We start from the raw sequence: 23,602 nt of genomic DNA, 5'->3' as shown, positions 1-23,602 counted from the left end.
TCCGGGCCGGCCCGGCGACCCGTCGGGCCGGCTTTCACACGCGAAAAGACAGACTCGGCAAAGCCAGCAGTCAGTCGTTACGAATTAAGCAAAATTTCACTGCTTCGTCACCCATCGGAAACCTAGATTGGCCCGTCCCGGAACCTTCCGGAGACAGCCCTCAACGCTATGGTTTTCCAGTTAGGAGAGAAGCTGTGAAACACCTGATCCAACGGCCCGCCAGCCGCCGCCGCTGCACCCTGGCATCATCCATCACCCATATCCTTGCCGGCAGCACGCTGCTGCTGGTTGGTGCGGTAGCTTCCAACTCCGCCTTCGCGCAGGAGCAGGAGAAGGCCACCAACCTCGACCGCATCACGGTCACGGGCTCAAACATTCCGCGCACCAACACCGAAACGCCGTCGCCGGTGCAGGTGGTGACCCGCCAGGAAATCGACCGCACGGGCAAGACGTCGCTGTCGGAGTACCTGCAGACACTGACCGCTAATGGCGCAGGTTCGATTCCCAAGTCCTTCGGTACCGGCTTCGCCGGCGGCGGCTCGGGCGTGTCGCTGCGCGGCCTTGGCGCGGGGTCGACGCTGATCCTGTTGAACGGCCGCCGCATGGCCACCTATGGCCTGGCCGATGACGGCCAGAAGGTCTTCACCGACCTGAGCACCATTCCGATGGACGCCGTCGAGCGCGTCGAAGTCCTCAAGGACGGCGCCTCGGCGATCTATGGTTCCGACGCCATTGCCGGTGTGATCAACATCATCCTGCGCAGTGATTTCCAGGGGGCGACTCTGCGTGCCTCCTACGGCACGTCGGGCGACGGTGATGGTGACGAAAAGAAGGCAACCTTGACCGCTGGTACCGGTGACCTGGCCAAAGATGGCTGGAATGCCTTCATCAGCGTCGACGTCGGCAAGTCCGACGCAATCAAGGTCAGCGACCGCAAGAACCGGAAGTGGATCGGGACCGGCGACCTGCGTCGCTGGGGCTACGACTTCGACGGTTCGTATTTTGGTGCCGGCGGCGGTGCATACATCAACAACCGTACCGGCGGCGGCGTAGGCCCCAATGGCTCGGTATTCGATGATCGCAACGCGACTGCCGCCAACCCCGGTCAGTTGGTTCCGCTGCCGGGCTGCGCCGGGCTCAGCAATATTCCGGGCCAGACGGATGCATCGGCCGCGCAGCAGGGCTGCCTGTGGGATCCGAACCAGAAGTACCGTGACCTGACGCCGGAAGAAAAGTACGTCAACGTGTTCGGTCGTGCGACCTTCGCCTTCGGCGAGGGTGGTGAGATCTACACCGAGATCGGCTACTCGAAGAAGGAAACCACCTTCACCAATACGCCGTCCGGTGTCTCTGGTGGTTGGGGCTATCCTGGCCATACCGTCAATGCCAATAGTGGACCGGGTGCAACAGTGCTCGGCCCAACCCATCCGGACAATCCGATTCCCGGCCAGGCCTCGCGCCTACGTTACAGCGCGTGGGACGTGGGTCCGCGCGTGACCGAGAACACCAACGAGTTCAACCGCTTCCTGGTAGGGGCCAAGGGCAACTGGGGAGACTGGAGCTATGACGCCGGCTACCTGCACTCGGGTACCGATCTGGTCAGTGAGCGCACCGGCTTCCTGCGCTACAGTGCAGTGCGCTGTGCATTGGCCGACCCGAACTGTGCCGGTGGTGTGTGGCGCATCGGCGATGATGCCGGAAAGAATTCGCAGGCACTGTACGATTTCATTTCGCCGCGCATCAGTGCACGCGCCAAGACCAGCCTGGACTCCTTCAACGCTACTGTCTCGCGCAGCCTGATGGACCTCAAGGGCGGCCCCCTGGGCCTGGCAATCGGCACCGAATGGCGCCGCACCAGCAACAGCCTGACACCGCAGACCTATACCGACCAGGGCGACATCATCGGCCTGGGCTATTCGGCCTACGACGGCATCCAGAACGTGTACGCCGGCTACGTCGAACTGTCGGCGCCGGTGCTGGAATCGCTGGAGCTTTCCGGCGCCCTGCGCTATGACAAATATGATGGCGGCGATGGCAAGGCCACTCCGAAACTGGGTGTCAAGTGGACCCCGGCCGACTGGATCGCCCTGCGCGCAAGCTATGCCGAAGGTTTCCGTGCTCCCAATGTGGCCGAAAGCGGCGTCGGTGGTCTGGCGGGATTCTCCAGCATCAAGGATCCGATCCGATGCGCCCTCCAGGGAACCACCTCCAACTGCCAGTCGCGTCAGGTGGCGATCATCACCAACTCCAACCCAGCGCTCAAGCCTGAGGAGTCGAAGAGCTATTCGTTCGGTGTGGTCCTGCAGCCAACGCGCACTACGTCGTTGACCGTGGACGCCTGGGAGATCAAGCGCACCAACGAGATCGCTTCCAGTGAACCGTCCGACGAGATCCTTGCCGGCAACGTGGTGCGCGATTCCGACCTCATCAATGGCGTAGCAGGATCCGGTACGATTCTGGCGGTCAACAATCGTTATGTGAACGCTGCCTCTTCGCGTGTTCGTGGCATCGATACCGATATCCGGCAGACCTTCGATATCGGCCCCGGCCAGCTCGAGATGGACCTGCAGTGGAGCCACCTGCTGAAGTTCGAACGCACCAATGGTGGATCCACTTCCGACTATCTCGGTACACACGGCAACTGCGACGTTTCCAACTGCATCGGCACGCCCAAGGACAGGGCAAACCTCGGTGCCACCTGGAAGCAGGGCCCCTGGAGTGTCAGCGGTGTTGCCAACTACATCAGCAAACTGGAAAACATCGACAAGCGCGGTGGCGACTACCAGGCGTTCTATGCCGACGGCACGCCAGTGAAGAAGATCGCGTCGTTCACGAGCTTCGACCTGTCCGGCCGCTGGAACGTAACCGAGCAGTTCGAGCTCAATGCATCGGTGCAGAACGTATTTGATCGCATTGCACCGCTGGATCCAGTGACCTATGGCGCCGTGAACTACAATCCGATGCACTTTGCCGGTGCAGTCGGCCGCTTCTTCACCGTCGGTGCCAAGTACACCTTCAAGTAAGACCGGCAATACTGTTCAACGCAGTACTTTCGAAGGCCCGGGCACCTGCCCGGGCCTTCGTCATTGCGCCTCTTGCAGGCATGTTCACGAGCACGTGGCTACCGTATGCACGCGGCATCATCGCCGCAGGGGACCTGCATGGCCGCGACTTCGCAACGCCTGGGCCTGCCCGCGTTGACCGCACTGGTGGTCGGCTCGATGGTTGGTGCCGGCATCTTTTCATTGCCACAGAACGTGGCGCGCAGCGCCGGCCCGGCTGCGGCGCTGATCGGCTGGGCGGTAAGTGGCGCCGGCATGCTGATGCTGGCCTTCGTGTTCCAGGCCCTGGCCAACCGCCGGCCGGACCTGGATACCGGTATCTATGCGTACGCCCGCGAAGGCTTCGGCAACTACATCGGCTTCTCCGCGGCATGGGGCTACTGGGTTGCTTCCGTACTTGGCAACGCCAGCTTCTTCGTGCTGATCTTCAGTGGCCTCGGCCACTTCATGCCGGTCTTCGGCGAAGGCAATACCCCGGCCGCCGTTGCCGCTTCGTCACTGCTGCTGTGGACCGTGCACCTGCTGGTACTGCGCGGCCTGCGCACCGCAGCCATCGTCAACGGCCTGGTGACGGTGGCCAAGCTGCTGCCGATCGCGCTGTTCCTGGTCCTGGCCGCCGGCGCCTTCCGCATGGAGGTGTTCCGCGCCGATTTCCTCGGCACACCCGCGCTCGGCGACCTCGGCCAGCAGTTGCGCGGCATGATGCTGGTGACCGTGTGGGTGTTCATCGGCATCGAAGGCGCCAGCATCTATTCGCGACGTGCCGCGCGCCGTGCCGACGTTGGCCGCGCCACGGTGATCGGTTTCCTCGGCGTGTGGCTGCTGCTGGTGCTGGTCAGCCTGCTGTCGATGGGGGTGCTGTCACAGGCCGAACTGGCCGGGCTGCCCAATCCGTCGATGGCCTATGTACTGCGCGCGATCGTCGGCGAATGGGGCGCCACGGTGATCATCGTCGGTTCAATCATTTCCGTGCTCGGTGCGCTGCTGGCCTGGGTGCTGCTGTGCGCCGAAGTGCTGTACGCCGCGGCCGGCGACGGCACCATGCCGGCCTTCCTCGGCCGCGAGAATGCGCGCGGCGTTCCGGCCAATGCGCTCTGGTTGAGCAATGGGTTGATCCAGCTGTTCCTGCTGCTGGTACTGGTCAATTCCGGCAGCTACACCGGGCTGGTGCTGCTGGCCGCGTCGATGAGCCTGGTGCCCTACTTCCTGTCCACGGCATTCGGCGTACAGCTGGCCTGGCGTGGGCAGGCCTATGCCGGTGAACCCGTCGTGCGCTGGCGCGATTTTGGGGTCGCACTGCTGGCCAGCGCCTATGCGCTGTGGCTGGTATATGCTGGCGGCCTCGACAACCTGCTGCTGTCGGTACTGCTGTACGTGCCCGGCGTGGCGTTGTTTGCATTGACCCGGCGCCAGCGCGGCGAGCGTGTGTTCACGCGCTGGGAGTGGGTGCTGTTCGGTGCGATCCTGATCGTAGCGATCGCCACGCTGGTCGCGTTCTGGCGAGGCAATCTCGCGCTGTAGACCCGAGCCCACGCTCGGCTGGTTCATCCGCAGCAGCCGAGCATGGCTCGGCTCCACAACAGCAGTCGCGCAACCTCGACGCTACAAAGACGCAAAAAAAAACCTGCATCTCGCGATGCAGGTTCTTCAAGGTGGCGCCCGAAGTTGGACTCGAACCAACGACCCCCTGATTAACAGTCAAGTGCTCTAACCGGCTGAGCTATTCGGGCAGGCGACTAGTATAACCACTCTTCACGCGCGATGGTAGGGGTGATTGGCAATCATTGCGGCAGCCCGGTACAGCTGTTCGGCTACCACTAGGCGCACCAGCATGTGCGGCAGCGTCAGCGGTCCGATCGACCACTTCTCGTCGGCCAGCGCGGATACTTCCGGCGAATGCCCTTCCGGACCGCCGATGAGGAATGCCAGGTCCCTGCCCTGCCCGCGCCAGTGTTCCAGGCGCTGCGCCAATTGTTCCGAACTGAGCTGGCGTCCGGGCACGTCCAGCGCCACCACATAGGCATTCTTCGGCAGCGCAGCGATCACCCGCTTGCCTTCATCTTCGGTGGCGCGGCGCGGATCACGCCCCTTGCCGCGCAGGCCGGGCTCGATTTCCACCAGTTCGAACGGCAGCCAGTGCGACAACCGTTTCTGGTATTCGGCGAAGCCCTGCGCCACCCAGCTGGGCGCGCGTTCACCGGTGGCGATCAGGCGGGCTTTCATCAACGGTCCTCCAAAACGTCGACGGCGCCATCGGCGCCGTCGAAGGGATGCATCAACGCGTGGCTCAGGCCACTTCGTCGTCGCTGGACGGCGGCTGGTCGCCGACGGTCCACAGGCGCTCGAGGGCGTAGAACTCACGCACGCGCGGCAGCATCACATGGACGATCACGTCGCCCAGATCGACCAGCACCCACTCGGCTTCGCGCTCGCCTTCCACGCCCAGCGGCATCACGTCGATGTTCTTGGCGAAGCGCACGACTTCATCGGCAATCGACTTGACGTGGCGGGTCGAAGTGCCCGAAACGACGATCATGTAGTCGGCAACGCTGGACCGGCCGCGCACGTCGATCTCGACCAGGTCCTTGGCCTTCAGGTCTTCGGTGGCTTGGCGGACGCTGGCCAGCAGTTCCGGCACGGACGGCGGCGGGCTGGGCAGATCGACCTTGATGGTCTGGGGCTGGGTCTGGTTGCTCAAAGTGAATCGACTCGATAAACGTGGGGGCGATTATACGGGGATGGCGCCGCTGCGCCATTCACGGCCTGGCCGGGCGGTACAGCCCGTGTGCAGCCACATAGTCCGCCACGGCCGGTGGCAGCAGTGCGCGCCAGGGCCCGCCAGCGGCGATCTGCGAGCGCACGGCGCTGGCCGACTCCTCGCGCAGCGGGTGGTGCAGGCGCAGGATGCGGCCGGCCGGGCTGGCGAACAGGGCCTGCTCGTTGTCGGCCCAGCGCCCTTCCAGCGCACGGCCCAGCTCGCCATCGACCGCGACCCGCAGCGGGCTGCCAGGCCGTTCAGCCACCACGAAGTGGGCCAACCCGAACAGGGCCTCCCATTCGTGCCAGCGGGTCAGGCCCAGCAGGCTGTCGGCGCCGACCAGCCAGGCCAGTGGCCGGCTCGGGCCCAGCTCGCCGCGCAGCTCGCGCAGGGTGTCCACGGTGTAGGACGGCCGACCGGGGAAGCGTGCCGCGCGATCCAGCTCGCGGCGGTCCAGCAGCAGTCCGGGTTCATCGCCGATGGCCAGCGACAGCATGCTGCAACGCTGCTCGGCGGTGGCACCAGGCACCGCACGGTGTGGAGGATCGGCCGCCGGCAGCATGCGCACGGCAACCTGCAGTTCGTCACGGGCGGCACGCGCGATCGCCAGGTGCCCGAGGTGCACCGGATCGAAGGTGCCCCCGTAATAGATCCGCAGGCTCATCGCTCAGGCCCGCGCCAGCAGGCGCACGGCACGCGGTTCGGCCACGGCCACCAGCAGGCGCTCCAGCGCCAGCCAGGCATCGCCGTCGGCCCGCCCCTTGGCGATACGGTCGACCAGTCCCGCTTCCGCCACGAAACGCTCCCAACGCTTGCTTTCCGGGTGCCGCTGCAGCGCGCGCTTGTACGGCGCCTGTCGCGATTCCCAGATGCCGCGTGATTTCATCTCGGCGGCCAGATTGCCGCCACGGGCCTGCACCCGGGCCAGGCCGGCCCCGGCCAGCAACTCTCGGATCACCATCGGCATCAGCGCGGCTACCGCCTCGCCTTCGCCGCGCAGGCCGGCCAGCATGCGCAGCACCGCCGGCGGCTGGCCGGAGAAGGTGGCCTCCACCAGCCGGAACACGTCATAGCGGGCGGCATCTGCCACCAGCGATTCCATCCGTTCCACGTCCAGCGGTTGGCCATCGGCCAGCAACGCCAGCTTGTCGATTTCCTGGGCGGCGGCCAGCAGGTTGCCTTCCACCCGCTCGGCCAATCGCTGCACGGCGGCCGGGTCCGCGCGCAGGCCCTTGCCGCGCAGTCGGCGCTCGATCCAGTCCGGCAGTTCATGCGGCTTGATCGCCCACGCCACCGACAGCACGCCGATGCGGTTGACCGCTTCGGCCCACTTGCCCTGGTGCGCCTTGCTCCATTCGTTGGCGGTGATCATCAGCACCACGTCCGGCGCCGGATTGGCGCAGAACTGGCTGATCACCTCGGCGCCGTCCTTGCCCGGCTTGCCGCTGGGCAGGCGCACCTCGACCAGGCGGCGGGCACTGAACAGGCTGGGCGCGTTGAAGCTGGCGTCGAGCTGGTTCCAGTCGAAATCGCGGCCATCGGCGTCGAACACCTCGCGCTCGCCGATGCCGGCGGCACGCGCCCGCGCACGGATGGCGTCAGCCGCCTCCAGCACGCGCAGGGTTTCCGGGCCGGCAATCAGGTAGACCGGCACCAGCGCGGTATCAGCGCTCTGGCTGGCCAGCTGCTCCGGACGCAGTTCCATCGCAGCGGCTCAGTGCTTGGTTGCGGGGACCGGCTCGGCCGGCACCGCACCTTCCACCGGCTTGGCCTTCGGTGCCGACAGGCTGCCACCCTTCTCGATCTCGGCACGGACCACGCTGTCGATGCGGCGGATGATCGACGCCGACATTTCGCGGCGCAGTTCATCGGCCAGGATCTCGCGTTCGGTAGTGGTACCGGTGGCGTCGGTCGGCGGCGACACGTAGTCGCGCGAGAGCTCGATCACCTGCTGCGGCACCAGCTCGCTGCCATCCTCGCGACGGAAGATGAAGATCACGGCATAGCGCAGGCTGTACTCCTGCGCGCGGCCCTGCGAGTCGATGGCGATCGGCAGGTCGCCCCAGCGCTCGGACAGCACCTGCAGCTGGGTACTGGGTTCCTTGCTGTCCTCATCGGCCAGCTTGGCACCGGACGCCAGCAGGCTGCGGTTGAGCAGCTTGACCAGTTCACTGTACGGGGCGGTGGAGACCACCTTCACCGGCGCCGTATCGGTCGGCAGCATCAGCTTGTTGCGCAGATGGAAACCGCAGCCGGCGAGGCCGAGGACAAGAACGAGGGCGAGCAGGATTCGGGTCATGGAGACAGTCTGGCGGAGCCGGGCGATCACGGCAACACACAGCGTGCCCGAAGCCGCGTGAATGCAGGGCCATCAAGTGCGCTGCCCTGCACCGGAAAGGCACCGGCCACCGCACGGGTGGCCGGTGCGGGGTACATCAGGCGGCGACGATGTTCACGATCTTGCCCGGGACGATGATGATCTTGCGCACCGTCAGGCCTTCCATGAACTTGGCCGCGTTGGGCTCGGCCAGGGCCAGCGCCTCGACCTGCTCGCGCGCGGCATCGGCCGCCACCTCGATGGTGCCACGCAGCTTGCCGTTGACCTGTACCGCCAGGGTCAGCGCATCGCGCACCAGCGCGCTGCTGTCGGCCTGCGGGAACGGCTGGTCTTCCAGCAGCGTCTCGCCATGGCCCAGCACCTGCCACAGGGCATGGCTGGCATGCGGAGTGATCGGGTTCAGCAGCAGCACGATGGCCTGCAGCGCTTCCTGGCGCACCGCGCGGCCCTGCTCGCTGCCGTCCTCGAACTTGGCCAGCGCGTTCATCAATTCCATCACCGCAGCAATGGCGGTGTTGAAGCTGTGCCGGCGGCCATAGTCGTCGCCGACCTTGCCGATGGTCTCGTGGGTCTTGCGGCGCAGCGCCTTCTGGTTGGCATCCAGTGCGGCCACATCCAGTGCCGGCGCAGCACCGTCGGCAGCATGCTTCTGCACCTGCGCCCACAGGCGGCGCAGGAAGCGGGCCATGCCATCCACGCCGGCTTCGTTCCACTCCAGCGACTGTTCCGGCGGTGCGGCGAACATCGAGAACAGGCGCACGGTGTCGGCGCCGTACTTGCCGACCATTGCCTGCGGGTCCACGCCGTTGTTCTTCGACTTGGACATCTTCTCGGTGCCACCGACCACCACCGGCTGGCCGTCGGCAATCAGGGTGGCGCCAGTGATGCGGCCACGCTCGTCGCGCTGCACTTCCACATCGGCCGGGTTGATCCAGTCCTTCGAGCCGTCCGGGTTCGGGCGGTAGTAGGTCTCGGCGATCACCATGCCCTGGCACAGCAGGTTGCGCGCCGGCTCGTTGCTGTCCACCATCCGCGCGTCGCGCAGCAGCTTGTGGTAGAAGCGGAAATACATCAGGTGCAGGATCGCGTGCTCGATGCCACCGATGTACTGGTCGACCGGCAGCCAGTAGTTGCCGCGCTTGTCGACGGCATCACGGGCACCCGGCGAGGTGTAGCGGGCGTAGTACCAGCTCGACTCCATGAAGGTGTCGAAGGTGTCGGTCTCGCGCTCGGCCGCGCCGCCGCAGTCCGGGCAGGTGGTCTTGCGCCATTCCGGATCGGTCTTGATCGGCGAACCGGTACCCGAGAACGCCACGTCCTCCGGCAGCACCACCGGCAGCTGCTCTTCCGGCACCGGCACCGCACCGCACTTGGCGCAGTAGATCACCGGAATCGGGCAGCCCCAGTAGCGCTGGCGGCTCACGCCCCAGTCGCGCAGGCGGTAGTTGACCCGGCGCTGGCCCTGGGCCTTGCGCTCGAAACGTTCGGCCAGGGCTTCGAAGGCGCCCTGGAAGTCCAGGCCGTCGAATTCGGCCGAATTCACCAGTTCGAAGGCGCGGCTCTTGTCGCTGTACCAGTCCTGCCAGCGGCTGCCGTCCCAGTTGCGCTCCTCTTCAGTGCGCGCATCCTTCAGCGCGATCACCTGCTTGATCGGCAGGCCGTACTTGTTGGCCACTTCGTTGTCGCGCTGGTCATGGCCCGGGACGGCCATCACCGCGCCGGTGCCGTAGCCCATCAGCACGAAGTTGGCGACCCAGACCGGCACCGGTTCGCCGGTGACCGGATGCAGCGCGCGCAGGCCGGTGTCCATGCCGCGCTTTTCCTGGGTTTCCAGTTCAGCCTCGGACACGCCGCCCTGCTTCAGGTCGGCCAGCATCGCCGCCAGCTCCGGGTTGTTCTTCGCCGCATGCAACGCCAACGGATGCTCGGCGGCGATCGACACGAAGGTCACGCCCATCACGGTATCCGGACGGGTGGTGAACACGCGCAGCGGGTCCAGCGCGCTGCCATCGACGTCGCGCACGTCGAACTGGATTTCCAGACCTTCGGAACGGCCAATCCAGTTGCGCTGCATGGTCTTGACCGATTCCGGCCAGCCGTCCAGTTCGTCCAGGCCGTCCAGCAGTTCCTGGGCGTAGTCGGTGATGCGCAGGAACCACTGCGGGATCTCGCGCTTCTCGACCAGGGCGCCGGAGCGCCAGCCACGGCCGTCGATGACCTGCTCGTTGGCCAGCACGGTCTGGTCCACCGGGTCCCAGTTCACCACCGCGTTGCGGCGGTAGGCCAGGCCCTTGCGCATCAGGCGGGTGAACATGCGCTGCTCGTGGACGTAATAGTCCGGACGGCAGGTGGCGAACTCGCGCGACCAGTCGATGGCATAGCCCAGCGACTGCAGCTGGCTGCGCATGTGGTCGATGTTCTTGTAGGTCCAGGCCGCTGGCGCGGTCTTGTTCTTGATCGCGGCGTTTTCCGCCGGCAGACCGAACGCGTCCCAGCCCATCGGCTGCAGCACGTTGTGGCCGGTCATGCGCTTGTAGCGGCTGATCACGTCGCCGATGGTGTAATTGCGCACGTGGCCCATGTGCAGCGCACCGGACGGGTACGGAAGCATCGACAGGCAGTAGTACTTCGGCTTGTCCGAAGTCTCGTCGACTTCGAAGGCACGGGTGGCGTCCCAGTACTTCTGGGCGGCGGATTCAACCTGCTGCGGGTCGTAGGCGTTGGTTTCAGCGCTGGTCATGGAACACGCGGATGCGGCGGCAAAGCGGTACAGCGTACCGCAGTGCGGCAAACGTCTCCAATCCTGCCCGCCGACCGCCGGCGCCGCCAGCGCCCGGAGCCGGTCTCAGCGCGGTCGCGACAGCGGCAGGGCCAGTGCCAGCCAGACCGCCCAGCAGGCGAATGCAAGCCGTTGTGCCAGTGGTGCCGGCAGCACACCCTGCAGCGCAAAGGCAGCCAGCGCCGCCAGCACGCCACAGGCGAGCGCCACCCCGCCCAGGGCGCGACCGTGCGTCTGGCGCAGCTGCGAGATGCCCAGCAACAGGGTGCCGGCGACGAAGCCCAGCACCCAGACCATCCAGGCACTGGCGTGCAGCTGGCTGGCCGGCCCGTGCAGATCGTCCACATCCAGCGGCATCAAGCCCATCGCGGCGAAGGCCAGCCCGCCCAGCAACAGCATCTGGCTGCCCACCCGCGGCGCCCAGCCAGCGCTGGCCGGCAGCTGCCGGCGCAGGCACTCGGCCACGACCACCGCCAACAGGCCCGGCAGTACGAAACCCAGCAGATTGAAGGCCAGCGCGTGCGGCACACCCTGCGCGCCCAGCAGGGCCACCGGGTGCCGCGCCTGTGCATAACCTTCCAGGCCGGTGCCGAAACCCAGCACCGCCAGCACGAACAGCAGCGCGGCGATCAGCCCGGACAGGCGCAACAGCGGGGACAGTGAAGACATGCAGGCTCCGGAACAACAGCGACAGGAAGGCCGCATTGTCGGGTATTTGCCGCAGCCCGGGTTGAGACCGACATCGATCGTCACCATAGAATCGGTCTCCAGATGCCAAACGATGCCTCTCCCATGACCGAGACGACCTACGTATTCGACGCCACCACTGCGACCTTCGAGGCCGAAGTCCTGCAGAAGTCGCTGCAGACGCCGGTGCTGGTCGACTTCTGGGCCACCTGGTGCGGGCCGTGCAAGAGCCTCGGCCCGATGCTGGAAAAGCTGGCGGCCGAATACAACGGCGCCTTCGAACTGGCCAAGGTCGACGTCGACAAGGAGCAGCAGATCGCTGCGGCTTTCCAGATCCGCTCGGTGCCGACCGTGTTCCTGGTCAAGGGCGGCCAGCTGGTGGATGGCTTCCCCGGCGCCATTCCGGAAGGCCAGTTGCGCGAGTTCCTGGCCCAGCACGGCATCGTGCCGGCCGACGTCGGTGACACCGCTGCCGAGGACGAAGCACCGCTGGACCCGCAGGCACAGGTGGACGTGCTGCGCGCACAGATCGCCGCCGAGCCGGACAAGGATGAACTGAAGCTCGATCTGGCCCTTGCCCTGCTGCAGATCGGCGGTGTGGACGAGGCCGGCACGCTGATCGACGGCCTGCCCGCCAACCTCGCCACCGACGACCGCGCCGTGCGCGCCCGCGCGCGTCTGTCCTTCGCCGCTGCACTGAAGGACGCGCCCGCGGCCGAGGTGCTGGACGCGCGCATTGCCGCCGATGGCAACGACCTCAAGGCCCGCCACCTGCGTGGCGTGCAGTTGCTGCTGGGCGGCCACGACGAGGCCGCGCTGGCGCAGTTCCTGGAAATGCTGCGGATCGACCGCACCTTCGAAGAAGGACTGCCGCGCAAGGCCCTGATCGACGCCTTCAATGTGATCTCCGACGAGGACCTGGTCGGCCAGTACCGCCGCCGGATGGCCTCCCTGCTGTTCTGAACGGGAACATGCTTCGTTCAGAATCCCTGCACTGAACGCGGGCAATAATGCGCTGGATGGCGGCCGTACGGCCGCCACGATCCGTTCGGGGGGATGAGGTCGGGGCCATGGGGTCTTGCAGCTGCGCCCCCGCATTGCCGGGATTGCAAACTGTGACCTTCGTCCGCTCGCTGTTGTTCGCCATGCGCTTCCAGGGTGCCTTGCTCTGCGCCCTCCTCCTGCTGCCGGGTCTGGCCGGTGCCCAGGACTGGAACTACCGGGTCCGTCCCGGCGATACCCTGTGGGACCTGGGTGGCCTGTACCTCAAGCCTTCGGTGCCCTGGCAGCAACTGCAACAGCACAACCGCATCGACAATCCCTACCAGCTGCCCCCCGGCCAGCTGCTGCGCTTCCCCATCAGCTGGCTGCGCATCGAACCGGCGCCCGCCCGCGTACTGTCCGTGCGTGGCAAGGTCGAGCTGTCTGGCGCCGACGGCAGCGCCACGCGCGCGGTCCTGGCCGGCGAGCAGCTGCGTATCGGCGATACCGTGCAGACCGAAGGCGACTCCAGCATCACGCTTGAATTCGCCGATGCCTCGCGCCTGCAGTTGCGCGAGCATTCGCGCCTGCGCCTGGACCAACTCAGCCGCTATGGCCATACCGGCATGGTCGACACCCGCCTGCGCCTGCAGCAGGGACGCGCCAGCAACCGGGTGACGCCGGCCCGCGGTCCGGCATCGCGCTACATCATCGATGCCCCCACCGCCACCAGCAGCGTGCGCGGCACCGTGTTCCGGGTCAGTGCCGGCGACACCGGCCAGGTCGCGGCCACCGAGGTCCTGCAGGGCAAGGTGCAGGTCGGCAACATCCACGGCCAGCGCCTGGTCCGGCCAGGACAGGCCACCCGCAGCGGCAGCGCTGACGCAGCCCCCGCTGCGGTCTCTCCCCTGCTGCCCGCTCCGACGCTGCGCAACGACCAACTTCGGCTGGCGCCGCTGCCGACCCTGCTGGCCTGGGAAGCGGTTCCCGGCGCCGCACACTACCGCGTGGAAGTGGTACAAGCCGCAACACCGGAAATTCTGCTCTTTGCCGCGACCACCGCTGACACCCACCTGGCCATCGGCGATCTGCCGCCCGGCCAGCTGCGTATCCTGCTGCGTGCTGTCGACGCACAGGGTGTGGAAGGCCTGGATGCCAGCGCCGATTTCGAACTCAGCGACCAGCCGCCGCCGCCACTGACGGTGGCCCCGCTGCATGGGCAGACGATCAACAGCGACCGACCGCGCTTCCGTTGGAGCCAGGCCCCCGGCGCGCGCAGCAGCGTACTGCAGATCGCCGCCGAGCCGAGCTTCGTGCAACCGCTGCAGGAACAGACGACCCCTGGCACCGACCTGCGCCTGGCGCAGCCACTGCCGCCGGGCCAGTACTTCTGGCGCGTGGCCTCGCGCGATGGCAACGGCCACCAGGGCCGCTACGGCCAGGCGCTGCCGCTGCAGCTGAGCAATGAACCGGTTGATCCGGCGCTGCAGCCGCCGGAAGCCGCGCATGGCGAGCTGACGCTGCGCTGGCAGGCGGGCAGCGAAGGCCAGCGCTATCGGGTGCAGGTCGATCGCCGCGGAGACTTCAAGGCGCCGCTGGTCGATGAGACAGTGGTCGAGCCGCAGGTCAGCTTCAAGCGGCCCTGGAGCGGCACCCTGCACGTGCGCGTGCAGTACATCGACGATGACGGTCATGCAGGCGAGTACTCTCCTGCGCAGCAGATCAAGCTGCCCTGCCGCCTGTGCTACGGCGCTGGCGGCGGCGCCCTGCTGCTGTGGCTGTTGTTATGAGGCGCTCGCCACTGCCGTGGTCGAAGCGGATCCTGCTGGCGCTGCTGGCCGGCGTGCTGACCGTGATCGCCAGCCAGGGCCAGTGGCTGTGGCGGCAGGATGAAGCCGCCTACGATGCCATGGTCGGCAACTGGGACTATCGTCCCGATCCAAGCGTGCTGATCGTGGCGATCGACGAAGGCAGCCTGCAGCGCATCGGCCAGTGGCCGTGGCCGCGCTCGATCCACGCACGCCTGCTGGATCGCCTGACCGATGCCGGCGCCGAGCGCGTCGCGCTGGACCTGATGCTGTCCGAGCCGGACCGCCGCGACAGCCGCCAGGACGAGGCGCTGGCCGCGGCCATCCGCCGCAATGGCCGGGTGGTGCTGCCGGTGCTGGCCGCGCCCGCGGCCGGTGATCGCATGGCCGAGGAAATGCTGCCGGTACCGCAGATTGCGGCCAGTGCCGCCGCCATCGGCCACACCGATGTTGAAGTGGACGGCGATGGTGTCGCCCGCGGCGTCTACCTGCACGCTGGCATCGGCATGGCCCATTGGCCCGCGCTCGGATTGGCCCTTGCGGGCCTCCCCGCGGGCGCTGTGCGCGGCCTGCCCGACCCCGATCCGGGGGTGAGCTCGCCCTATCAATGGCGACGCGACGACTACGTGCGGGTGCGCTACGCCGGTCCGCCCGAGCGGCTGCCGCAGGTTTCCTACGTGGACGTGCTCGATGGCCATGTGGACATGGCGATGTTGCACGGCCGTCGCATCGTCGTCGGCATGACCGCCAGTGGCATCGCACCACGGCTGTTGACGCCGACCACCCGCGAGTTCTGGATGAGTGGCAGCGAGTACCAGGCCAACATCGCCTCGATGCTGCTGCAGCACAAGCAGATCGACCTGCTGCCGCGCCTCTGGCAGCACGCCATCAGTGGTGTGGTGGTTGCGCTGTGCGTGCTCCTGCTCGGCCTGCGCCTGCCGTGGCTGGCCGCGCTGGCATCACTGCCGGCGGCGCCGTTGCTGAGCTGGGTGCTGCTGCGCGCAAGCGACCTGTGGTGGGCGCCGGCTACCGCCATGCTGGGCGTTCTGCTGGTGTTGCTGGCCTGGGCGATCTGGCGGATCTCGGCCTGGCACCGCCAGGCCAACCGCGACGCGCTGACCGGTCTTGGCAACCGCCTGCGCTTCGAGCAGTCGCTGCAGCAGGAATGCGATGCCGCCCGGCGCAGTGGCAAGCCGTTGAGCCTGGCGCTGATCGACGTCGACCATTTCAAGCGCCACAACGACCGCCATGGCCACCAGGTGGGCGACCGCGTGCTGCGCGATGTCGCCCGCCTGATCGGCGCGCATGCGCGGCGCCCGCGTGACATGGCCGCACGTTACGGCGGTGACGAATTCGCACTGGTGCTGCCGGATACGCCAGCCGAGGGGGCGCGCCTGGTGATCGAGGACCTGATCGCATGCGTGCGGGCGCTGCCGGCGCCCGGCGATGCCAGCGACGGTGCCGTCACCCTCACCATCGGCGTGTTCACCCGCGTGCCTGACGGCGATCTGCAACCACACCATTTCGTCGAAGGCGCCGACACCGCGTTGTACCAGGCCAAGGCCAATGGGCGCGACGGGTATGTCATCGACGGCCCATGAGGCAGGATATGCACACCACCTGTAGAGTCGAGCTTGCTCGACTGCCTCCGCCTCATTCCAGCGGCCAGCGACACCACGCAAGCGGATAGTCTCCCAGCCGCGATGTCAGGCCCGTACGCACTGGGTTGGCCAGTACATACAGTGACTGTTGCCGAACATCCGCCTCATTCCGGATCAGATGATCGTAGTAGCCCCGCTGCCACACCGGCCGTCCTTCATCGGAGTGCGCAGTGACTGCAATGGCCACTCTGGACTTCAGTGACTGCATGCATCGCCCCAGGGTTCCTTGACGCAGCTGCATGACCCCAAGCTCGACTCAACAATTCGCCGGACCACGCCCGAATCGTGCGGACGCTCGCCCGGGGTGCAACATACGCATGCGAATGGTTAGACTGGACGCCTCGCCCTGCGCCCCGGACCCGCATGAACGCCCGCCTGTTCCGCTTCGGTATCAACCTCTGGCCGCCGTTCCTGTTCACCGGCATCCACGTCACCCGCATCACTCCCGACTACCGGCAGATCGATGTCGAACTGCGATTGCGGCCCTGGAACCGGAACTATGTCGGTACCCACTTCGGCGGCAGCCTGTTCGCGATGACCGATCCGTTCTGGATGCTCGGCCTGCTGCATATCCTTGGCCGTGACTACTACGTGTGGGACCGCGCCGGTGCCATCGATTTCCTCAAGCCCGGCCGCGGTACCGTGCGTACCTCGTTCCGCATCGACGACGCACTGCTGGACGAACTGCGCGCCGAAGCCGCCGCTGGTGACAAAGTGCTGAGATGGTTCAGCAATGATGTCGTCGATGAAAGCGGCGAGGTGGTCGCCCAGGTGCGCAAGCAGGTCTACCTGCGGTTGAAGCCACACGCACGCTGAGCGCGCTTCAGTCGCGTCCCGCCGCAGTCGAAGCCGATTCCTTCTGCAACGGCACCGACAGCCACGGGTTCTCATCAGCGCTGCGCGCTGGAGAGCGACGCGGCACCTGCAGGTGGCGGCCATCGGCCGACAGTTGCGGCGCCCGCACCGGCGAGCGGAACTGCACCGGCAGCCGCTGCAGTGCGTCCACCGGATCATCCGTCTGCTGCCGCAGCCAACGCTGCGCCCCCAGCAGCCGCACCATCGCCGCGGCATCCTGTGGCCGTGACGAATAGGCAGGATAGATCGGCGCGGCCATATCGGTCAGCACGCAGCCCATGACGTTCGACAGGCAACCGAAGTCATGCTGCGGTGGCGCCGGCACTGGCAACGGGCGATCCGCTTCCAGCGCCGCTGTGGCTGCCGCGCCACAGGCCCAGCCGAGATTGCCGGCCGCGCGGGCCAGGGTGCTGCTGCGATCCAGCACCAGCACGCCGCCGAACTCCCGCGCCGATGTCTCGATCGCCGCGCGGTTCATCGCATACTCGCCCTGCATTGCCCGGCACAGGCTCTGTTCCTCGGCCCGCATCGGCTGCAGCGCCTGTTCGCATTCCGTTGGCAGCGGGTGGCCGGCGGGTAGTTCGACCAGCATGTCGGCCAGCAGCTGGGCATTGGCCTGGACCAGGCTGGCGCCGATGATGCTCTCGATCAGATAGCTGCTACCGGGCACCAGCCGCCTTCCCAGCAGCAGTCCACGGCAGCTGCCGCGCAGTGCACCGTCGATATCGCCCTGCACGTAGTCCAGCGCGTGCGCGCTGGTGGCGTCCACCACCAGGCCATAGGTCGGCAACGGGACCAGAATGCCGTCGCCCTTCGGCTGGAACGGCGATATGAAGTAGTCCGCTTCGGCCAGCTGATCCAGCCGCGCATGCAACTGCTGGTGGCCGGCGTGGGCGTCCACGAAGCGTTGCGGGTTCGCGCGGACCTGGGCGAGGCAGCCGGTGGCGGCCGGCCCGCAACTGGCACCGGGCCGCGAGCGCAGCTCGGCATGGTTGGCCGCCAGGTGTGTCTGGCCGCCGCTGCTGCCCTGCAGGTCGGCCTCCCAACGGCGCACGTCCTCGGCCAACGCCTGCTCGCGCTGGCGGGCATCCAGATCGTCGAACGGCAACGTCCACAGCAGCGCATAACCATTGCGCCCGGCCGCCGGCAGGCGTGCCTCCAGCCGTTGCTGCGCCTGCAGGCGTGATTCAGGCACCGGCCACATGCGCGATGCGCACCACACCACGATGGCCAGCACCAGCAGGCCCGCCAGGGTCCAGCCCAGTCCGCGCAGAATCTTCAACACAGCTTCCCTTCCATGTGTCGTTGCCGCAGTCGATTCCCCAGCGTAATCGACCGGCGGTGGCCGCTACAATGCGCACATGTCGCTCGAAGCCCCCGCCCTGGTCCCCCGCCCCTCCCTGCAGCGCCTGTTCCTGACCGGCCTGCTGACCCTGCTGCCGATCTGGCTGACCTGGGTCGTGGTCAAGTTCGTGTTCGTGCTGCTGTCGGGCATTTCCAGCCCCTTGGTGGTACCGCTTTCCGAGCAGATCGCGACAAGCTTCCCGCATTACCTCGGCTGGGTTCGTGCCGAGTGGATCCAGGACACCATCGCCCTGCTGGCCACCCTGCTGGTGATCCTGGCGGTGGGCGTGGCCAGCCGCCGCGTGCTCGGCCAGCGCCTGCTGCGCTGGGTCGGCGCGATCATCAAGCGCATTCCCCTGGCCAGCATCATCTACGACAGCGCCAAGAAGCTGCTGGACATGCTGCAGACCGAACCGGGCAGTACCCAGCGCGTGGTGCTGATCGACTTTCCGCACCGCGACATGAAGTCGGTCGGCCTGGTCACCCGCGTCATCAAGGAACACGGCACCGACCGTGAGCTGGCGGCGGTGTACGTGCCGACCACGCCGAACCCGACCTCGGGTTACCTGGAAATCGTGCCGGTGGAGCTGCTGACCCCGACCGACTGGACCGTCGACCAGGCCATGAGCTTCATCATTTCCGGTGGTGCCGTCGCACCGTCCAGCGTTCCGTTCACGCGCGCAGGCGAACGCAGCGAATGACCGCGGCGCCGGTCGAGCGCCCGCTGCAGGACCGCGCGGTCCTGCTGTTCATCGTGCTGGCCGCATTTTTCTGCGGCAACGCGGTGCTGGCCGAGCTGATCGGGGTGAAGATCTTCGCGCTGGAAGACACCCTCGGCATCGATCCGCTGAACTGGAACCTGTTCGGCCAGACCGGCTCGCTCAGCTTCACCGCCGGCACCCTGTTGTGGCCGGTGGTGTTCATCATGACCGACACCATCAACGAGTTCTTCGGCAAGCGCGGCGTGCGCTTCATCTCGTGGCTGGCGGTGGTGCTGATCGGCTACGGCTTCCTGTTCGCCTTCGCCGCCATCTCGCTGGCGCCGGCCAGCTGGTGGGTCACCTCGATGGACGGCCACGGCGTGCCCGACTACCAGGCCGCGTTCGCGGCGGTGTTCGGCCAGGGCATGTGGACCATTGCCGGTTCGCTGGTGGCCTTCCTGCTCGGCCAGTTGATCGACGTGGCGGTGTTCCATCGCATCCGCCAGGCCACCGGCGAACGCCACGTGTGGCTGCGCGCGACCGGCTCGACCGCGATATCGCAGGTCGTGGACAGCTTCGTGGTGATCTGGATCGCCTTCGTGCTCGGCCCGCAGCACTGGCCGACCTCGCTGTTCCTTGCCGTCGCCAGCGTCAACTACGTGTACAAGATGGGCTTTGCGATTGCCCTGATTCCGTTGCTGTACCTGATGCGGCGGGCTATCACCCGCTATCTGGGCGCCGATCGAGCGGCGGCGTTGCGCGCCGCCGCGGCGGCTGACTGAAGCCCCAGCGCCACCAAGCTGACTGCGCCTTCACGCTGGCCGTACGCGCGCGGTTCGTGCAAGCTCCACGGTCTGTGTTCCACGGAAGCTTCTTGATGCCGTATTCCCCCCGCGTCCTGGCCGCCGCCATTGCCGCGTTGTTCCTGTTCAGTGCCGTGCCGTCGGCCGAAGCAGCGAAGAAGAAGGCCAGCCGCCCTGCCGCCGCGCAGACCCGCCAGGCCGCCAAGCCCAAGGCCAGGCCCGCCCGCGCCACCGCGCCGGCCCGTGGCAGTTCGGCGCGCCGCGCCGCGCCACGCCCGGTCGCACCGGCCCGTGCCGTACCCAAGCAGGTGCAGCTGGAGCGCCTGTATGACGAATACTGGGATGCCTCGATGCGGCTGAATCCGCTGCAGGCGACCTTCCAGGGCGAGCCCCGCTACAACGACCAGCTGCCCAACATCCTGTCCGCCGCCTGGCGCCAGCAGTCGCACGACTTCACCACCGAGTGGCTGGGCAAGGTCGAGAAACTCGGCAGCGACGGCCTGCAGGGCCAGGACCTGCTCAGCTACGAGATCTTCGTGCGCGACGCGCGCGCTTCGCTGGCCGCCGAGCGCTACCCGAGCTGGATGATGCCGATCAGCCAGTACTACAACATCGGCAGCATCATGGCGATCCTCGGTGCCGGTGCCGGCGCGCAGCCGTTCAACACCGTGCAGGACTACGACACCTGGTCGCGCCGTTCGCTCGGCATTCCCGAGCTGTTCGACCAGGCCATCGACAACATGCGCCAGGGCATGAAGGCCGGCGTGGTACAGCCGCGCGACCTGATGGAAAAAGTGCTGCCGCAGCTGGATGCGGTGATCAAGCCGACCGCCGAAGAGAGCATCTTCTGGTCGCCGATCCGCACCATGCCGAACACCATCCCGGCTGAGGACAAGGCGCGCATCAGCGCCGAGTACAAGCGCATGATCGAACTGCGCATCATGCCGGCCTACCGCGCCCTGCGCGGCTTCATCGCCACCGAATACCTGCCCGCCACGCGTGCCAGCAGTGGCCTCGGCGCGCTGCCCGATGGCCAGGCCTGGTACGCCAACCTGATCGTGCAGACCACCGCCAGCGACCAGACCGCTGCGCAGCTGCACGCGCTGGGCGAACAACGCGTGCAGGAACTGCAGGCCCAGATCGCCACGGTGATGAAGGATGCCAAGCTGCGTGGTACGCCATCCAAGCTGCTGCGCAGCATGCGCAATGACCGCCAGTTCCAGTACGGCGACGCCAATGCGCTGATCAACCGTTACCGCCAGGTGCAGCAGCAGGTCAATGCGCGCCTGCCGCAGGTACTGGACACCCTGCCCAAGTCCACCCTCGAAGTGCGCGCGGTGGAACCGGAACGTGCGTTGACCGCCGCCGCCGCGGCCTATCAGCCGTCACCGGCCGGGCAACCGGGCGTGCTGTACGTGAACACCCGCGACCTGCCCAGCCGCAAGCGCTGGAACGTGCCGGTGCAGTACCTGCATGAAGCGATCCCCGGCCACCACGTGCAGCTGGGCCTGCAGCAGGAACTGGCCAAGCTGCCGCGTTTCCGTCGCCTCGGTGGCGACCTCGCCTTCGTCGAAGGCTGGGGCCTGTACGCGGAAACGCTGGGCGAGGACCTGGGCGTCTACACCGATCCCTACGACCGCATCGGCTACCTGTACTCGCGCCTGCTGCGCGCCGCCCGCGTTGTGGCCGACACCGGCGTGAACGCCCAGGGCTGGAGCAAGCAGCAGGCCGTCGCCTACCTGCAGAAGACCGTGGACATGAGCAGCGACGATGCCAACGCCGAAGTCGAGCGGATCATGGCCCAGCCCGGCCAAGCGCTGTCCAACGTGGCTGGCCTGACCACCATTGTTGCCCTGCGCGACAAGGCCAAGGCACGCCAGGGCACCGCCTTCGACCTGCGCCGCTTCCACGCCGAACTGCTGAAGGACGGCTCGATGCCGCTGGACGTGCTGGACCGCAAGATGGAACGCTGGATGGCCCAGCCCGCCAGCGCTACGCCCGCCCCGTCACCCTGACCCTTCCGGAGCCGCCATGCGTCCTGCCGTCGCCCTGTTCGCCGTCGTGCTGGGCCTGCTGCCGCTGGCCACCTCCGCCGCTCCGGTGCTGACCCCACCGGATGCGGGCATCGACGGCCTGATGCAGGCCTACGATGGCCAGGTACCCGGCGCCGCCGTGCTGGTACTGCACGACGGGCAACCGGTATTCCGCCGCGGCTACGGCCTGGCGGTGGTGGAGGACGGCACCACGGTCACCGCGGCCAGCAACTTCCGGCTGGCCTCGGTCAGCAAGCAGTTCACCGCTGCGGCGGTGCTGCTGCTGGTGGAAGACGGGCGGCTCGGACTGGACCAGACCGCCCACCACTGGCTGCCCGAGTTGCCGCCGGCTGCAGCGGCCATCACGATCCGCCAGCTGCTCTCGCACACCGGTGGCCTGCTCGACTACGAAGACCTGATGGCCCCTGCCGACACCCGCCAGGTACATGACGCCGATGTGCTGACCCTGCTGTCGCACGAAGATCGCCTGAACTTCGCACCTGGCACGCAGTATCGCTACAGCAACAGCGGCTATGCATTGCTGGCACTGATCATCGGCCGCGCCTCCGGCCAGGATTTCGCGAGCTTCCTGCAGCAGCGCATCTTCCGCCCACTGGGCATGGCGCATACGGTGGCCCACCAGGATGGCGTGGACACGGTCGCCGCACGCGCCTATGGCTACAGCCAGATCGACGGTCACTGGCAGCGCACCGACCAGAGCACCACCAGCGCCGTGCTCGGTGATGGCGGCATCTATTCCTCGCTGGACGACCTGGCCCGCTGGGATGCGGCGCTGTACGACGACCGCCTGCTGTCGAAGGCCTCGCGCCGCGCGATGTTCAGCCCGGCCACGGCAACACCCGAACCGGATGTGCCGCACTACGGCTTCGGCTGGCGCCTGAATGGCCCGGTGCAATGGCACAGTGGCGAAAGCATCGGCTTCCGCAACGTGATCGTGCGCCATCCGGAGAAGCACCTGACCGTGATCGTGCTGACCAACCGCAACGACCCCGAACCCTATCCGCTGGCGCAGAAGATCGCCCAGCGCTGGCTGGACACCCTGCAATGAACACCGGTTCCGACGGCCTGCTGGGCATCCACCACGCCGCACTGATCTGCAGTGACTACGCGCGCTCGAAGGACTTCTACGTGCGCATCCTCGGCCTGCGCGTGCTGGCCGAGAACCACCGCAGCGCGCGCGACTCCTGGAAGCTGGACCTGGCCCTGCCCGATGGCGGCCAGCTGGAACTGTTCTCCTTCCCTTCCCCGCCCCCCCGGCCCAGCCGCCCGGAAGCCCAGGGCCTGCGCCACCTCGCCTTCCGAGTGGCCGCGCTGGAGCCGTTCATCCAACGCCTGGCTGCACATGGCGTGGCCTGCGAACCGATCCGCGTGGACGAATACACCGGCCGCCGCTTCACCTTCTTCGCCGACCCCGACGACCTGCCGCTGGAGCTGTACGAGGTCGGTTGAGCGTTTTTCAATCGTGATTTATCCATGCATGGCATGGATCTACGTGTCGACCAAGGTCGACACCCACCAAGAGCAGGCCGTGCCATTCCGACAGATTGCGGAGACCTGTCGAAGGCGGGGTGGGTCCGGTTGCGGGGGTGTCCGCGGCATGGATGCCGCGGCCAAGCCCCCAGGGACGGGTTTACGGCGTCCCCCGCAACCGGACCCACCCCGCCATCCCACGGAATGGTCGCTTTTGCCGTTGCCGTTGAGGTTGCCGGCCAGCGGCCGGCACTACCGTGGGTGCAGGGCGCAGCCCTGCAAAGCCCCCCTTCCCCATACC

19 protein-coding genes and 1 tRNA gene are annotated in these 23,602 nt (G+C 67.1%); 11 read left to right on the top strand and 9 right to left on the bottom strand.

Features of this window, described 5'->3' with window-relative positions; all coding sequences use genetic code 11:
- Positions 1-194 precede the first annotated feature (194 nt).
- Together D5301_RS12085 and D5301_RS12080 are read left to right on the top strand one after the other, a co-directional pair.
- Positions 195-3,023, top strand: coding sequence for a TonB-dependent receptor (locus tag D5301_RS12085; RefSeq protein WP_164162050.1), 2,829 nt, complete (start codon positions 195-197; stop codon positions 3,021-3,023).
- A gap of 138 nt (positions 3,024-3,161) precedes the next feature.
- Positions 3,162-4,583: a basic amino acid/polyamine antiporter gene (locus tag D5301_RS12080; protein ID WP_153855793.1), complete on the top strand. Its 1,422-nt coding sequence runs from the start codon at positions 3,162-3,164 to the stop codon at positions 4,581-4,583.
- A 132-nt stretch (positions 4,584-4,715) separates the two neighbouring features.
- On the opposite strand, the gene D5301_RS12075 is transcribed toward D5301_RS12080, so the two are convergent.
- The 8 genes from D5301_RS12075 to D5301_RS12040 form a co-directional block, all read right to left on the bottom strand.
- Positions 4,716-4,792: transfer RNA gene (locus D5301_RS12075), tRNA-Asn, on the bottom strand.
- Positions 4,793-4,814: 22 nt separating this feature from the next.
- The gene (gene rlmH / locus D5301_RS12070; RefSeq protein WP_005418108.1) at positions 4,815-5,285 is read right to left on the bottom strand and encodes a 23S rRNA (pseudouridine(1915)-N(3))-methyltransferase RlmH; all 471 of its coding nucleotides are present in this window, start codon (positions 5,283-5,285) and stop codon (positions 4,815-4,817) included.
- Positions 5,286-5,349: 64 nt separating this feature from the next.
- Positions 5,350-5,760: a ribosome silencing factor gene (gene rsfS, locus D5301_RS12065; protein ID WP_005418109.1), complete on the bottom strand. Its 411-nt coding sequence runs from the start codon at positions 5,758-5,760 to the stop codon at positions 5,350-5,352.
- A gap of 58 nt (positions 5,761-5,818) precedes the next feature.
- On the bottom strand, positions 5,819-6,484 hold the full coding sequence (gene nadD / locus D5301_RS12060) for a nicotinate-nucleotide adenylyltransferase (RefSeq protein ID WP_110713064.1): 666 nt from the start codon (positions 6,482-6,484) through the stop codon (positions 5,819-5,821).
- A gap of 3 nt (positions 6,485-6,487) precedes the next feature.
- A complete protein-coding gene (gene holA / locus D5301_RS12055; RefSeq protein ID WP_153855792.1) occupies positions 6,488-7,525 on the bottom strand; it encodes a DNA polymerase III subunit delta in 1,038 nt (345 codons plus the stop codon).
- Positions 7,526-7,534: 9 nt separating this feature from the next.
- On the bottom strand, positions 7,535-8,119 hold the full coding sequence (gene lptE / locus D5301_RS12050; RefSeq protein ID WP_110713067.1) for an LPS assembly lipoprotein LptE: 585 nt from the start codon (positions 8,117-8,119) through the stop codon (positions 7,535-7,537).
- A gap of 136 nt (positions 8,120-8,255) precedes the next feature.
- Positions 8,256-10,898, bottom strand: coding sequence for a leucine--tRNA ligase (gene leuS, locus D5301_RS12045; protein ID WP_153855791.1), 2,643 nt, complete (start codon positions 10,896-10,898; stop codon positions 8,256-8,258).
- Between the two features lie 105 nt (positions 10,899-11,003).
- Positions 11,004-11,606 carry a DUF998 domain-containing protein gene (locus tag D5301_RS12040; protein ID WP_110713068.1) on the bottom strand — a complete coding sequence of 201 codons (603 nt, stop codon included), beginning with the start codon at positions 11,604-11,606 and terminating at the stop codon, positions 11,004-11,006.
- Positions 11,607-11,729: 123 nt separating this feature from the next.
- Between D5301_RS12040 and trxA the strand changes: the two genes are divergently transcribed.
- The 4 genes from trxA to D5301_RS12020 all read left to right on the top strand — a co-directional run bounded on the left by trxA (position 11,730) and on the right by D5301_RS12020 (position 16,890).
- Positions 11,730-12,587 (top strand): thioredoxin, encoded by an 858-nt coding sequence (trxA, locus tag D5301_RS12035; protein WP_153855790.1) that lies wholly within the window; start codon positions 11,730-11,732, stop codon positions 12,585-12,587.
- Positions 12,588-12,694: 107 nt separating this feature from the next.
- The gene (locus D5301_RS12030) at positions 12,695-14,395 is read left to right on the top strand and encodes a FecR domain-containing protein (RefSeq protein WP_153855789.1); all 1,701 of its coding nucleotides are present in this window, start codon (positions 12,695-12,697) and stop codon (positions 14,393-14,395) included.
- Positions 14,392-16,014: a CHASE2 domain-containing protein gene (locus D5301_RS12025; protein ID WP_110713072.1), complete on the top strand. Its 1,623-nt coding sequence runs from the start codon at positions 14,392-14,394 to the stop codon at positions 16,012-16,014. The genes D5301_RS12030 and D5301_RS12025 overlap by 4 nt, the downstream gene beginning before the upstream one ends.
- Positions 16,015-16,437: 423 nt before the next feature.
- Positions 16,438-16,890 carry a DUF4442 domain-containing protein gene (locus D5301_RS12020; protein WP_153855788.1) on the top strand — a complete coding sequence of 151 codons (453 nt, stop codon included), beginning with the start codon at positions 16,438-16,440 and terminating at the stop codon, positions 16,888-16,890.
- 7 nt (positions 16,891-16,897) lie between these two features.
- On the opposite strand, the gene D5301_RS12015 is transcribed toward D5301_RS12020, so the two are convergent.
- Positions 16,898-18,214 carry a hypothetical protein gene (locus D5301_RS12015; protein ID WP_324187313.1) on the bottom strand — a complete coding sequence of 439 codons (1,317 nt, stop codon included), beginning with the start codon at positions 18,212-18,214 and terminating at the stop codon, positions 16,898-16,900.
- A 76-nt stretch (positions 18,215-18,290) separates the two neighbouring features.
- Between D5301_RS12015 and D5301_RS12010 the strand changes: the two genes are divergently transcribed.
- The 5 genes from D5301_RS12010 (at position 18,291) to D5301_RS11990 (ending at position 23,280) form a co-directional block, all read left to right on the top strand.
- Positions 18,291-18,974, top strand: a complete 684-nt coding sequence (locus tag D5301_RS12010; protein ID WP_100440472.1) for a DUF502 domain-containing protein — start codon at positions 18,291-18,293, stop codon at positions 18,972-18,974.
- Positions 18,971-19,756: a queuosine precursor transporter gene (locus D5301_RS12005; protein ID WP_110713077.1), complete on the top strand. Its 786-nt coding sequence runs from the start codon at positions 18,971-18,973 to the stop codon at positions 19,754-19,756. The genes D5301_RS12010 and D5301_RS12005 overlap by 4 nt, the downstream gene beginning before the upstream one ends.
- A gap of 95 nt (positions 19,757-19,851) precedes the next feature.
- On the top strand, positions 19,852-21,792 hold the full coding sequence (locus D5301_RS12000) for a DUF885 family protein (RefSeq protein ID WP_110713078.1): 1,941 nt from the start codon (positions 19,852-19,854) through the stop codon (positions 21,790-21,792).
- 16 nt (positions 21,793-21,808) lie between these two features.
- Positions 21,809-22,879: a serine hydrolase domain-containing protein gene (locus D5301_RS11995; RefSeq protein WP_153855787.1), complete on the top strand. Its 1,071-nt coding sequence runs from the start codon at positions 21,809-21,811 to the stop codon at positions 22,877-22,879.
- Complete coding sequence (locus tag D5301_RS11990; protein WP_153855786.1) at positions 22,876-23,280, top strand: VOC family protein; 405 nt, start codon at positions 22,876-22,878, stop codon at positions 23,278-23,280. Before D5301_RS11995 ends, D5301_RS11990 begins: the two co-directional genes overlap by 4 nt.
- Positions 23,281-23,602: the final 322 nt, after the last annotated feature.

Origin of the sequence: Stenotrophomonas sp. MH181796, assembly GCF_009659995.1 — a bacterium.
In the GTDB taxonomy this organism is placed as follows: Bacteria; Pseudomonadota; Gammaproteobacteria; order Xanthomonadales; family Xanthomonadaceae; genus Stenotrophomonas; species Stenotrophomonas riyadhensis.
The sequence above is the reverse complement of the archived record's forward strand: the minus strand, read 5'-3'. Positions and strand labels throughout refer to the sequence as shown.

Excerpts from the sequence above, each read along its gene's own strand:
- D5301_RS11995 (WP_153855787.1), top strand. The coding sequence starts at position 21,809 with ATGCGTCCTGCCGTCGCCCTGTTCGCCGTCGTGCTGGGCCTGCTGCCG.
- D5301_RS12005 (WP_110713077.1), top strand. The coding sequence starts at position 18,971 with ATGACCGCGGCGCCGGTCGAGCGCCCGCTGCAGGACCGCGCGGTCCTG.
- leuS (WP_153855791.1), bottom strand. The coding sequence starts at position 10,898 with ATGACCAGCGCTGAAACCAACGCCTACGACCCGCAGCAGGTTGAATCC.
- D5301_RS12000 (WP_110713078.1), top strand. The coding sequence starts at position 19,852 with ATGCCGTATTCCCCCCGCGTCCTGGCCGCCGCCATTGCCGCGTTGTTC.
- trxA (WP_153855790.1), top strand. The coding sequence starts at position 11,730 with ATGACCGAGACGACCTACGTATTCGACGCCACCACTGCGACCTTCGAG.
- D5301_RS12080 (WP_153855793.1), top strand. The coding sequence starts at position 3,162 with ATGGCCGCGACTTCGCAACGCCTGGGCCTGCCCGCGTTGACCGCACTG.
- D5301_RS12020 (WP_153855788.1), top strand. The coding sequence starts at position 16,438 with ATGAACGCCCGCCTGTTCCGCTTCGGTATCAACCTCTGGCCGCCGTTC.
- lptE (WP_110713067.1), bottom strand. The coding sequence starts at position 8,119 with ATGACCCGAATCCTGCTCGCCCTCGTTCTTGTCCTCGGCCTCGCCGGC.
- D5301_RS12040 (WP_110713068.1), bottom strand. The coding sequence starts at position 11,606 with ATGTCTTCACTGTCCCCGCTGTTGCGCCTGTCCGGGCTGATCGCCGCG.
- rlmH (WP_005418108.1), bottom strand. The coding sequence starts at position 5,285 with ATGAAAGCCCGCCTGATCGCCACCGGTGAACGCGCGCCCAGCTGGGTG.
- D5301_RS12030 (WP_153855789.1), top strand. The coding sequence starts at position 12,695 with ATGGGGTCTTGCAGCTGCGCCCCCGCATTGCCGGGATTGCAAACTGTG.
- nadD (WP_110713064.1), bottom strand. The coding sequence starts at position 6,484 with ATGAGCCTGCGGATCTATTACGGGGGCACCTTCGATCCGGTGCACCTC.
- D5301_RS11990 (WP_153855786.1), top strand. The coding sequence starts at position 22,876 with ATGAACACCGGTTCCGACGGCCTGCTGGGCATCCACCACGCCGCACTG.
- D5301_RS12025 (WP_110713072.1), top strand. The coding sequence starts at position 14,392 with ATGAGGCGCTCGCCACTGCCGTGGTCGAAGCGGATCCTGCTGGCGCTG.
- D5301_RS12010 (WP_100440472.1), top strand. The coding sequence starts at position 18,291 with ATGTCGCTCGAAGCCCCCGCCCTGGTCCCCCGCCCCTCCCTGCAGCGC.
- holA (WP_153855792.1), bottom strand. The coding sequence starts at position 7,525 with ATGGAACTGCGTCCGGAGCAGCTGGCCAGCCAGAGCGCTGATACCGCG.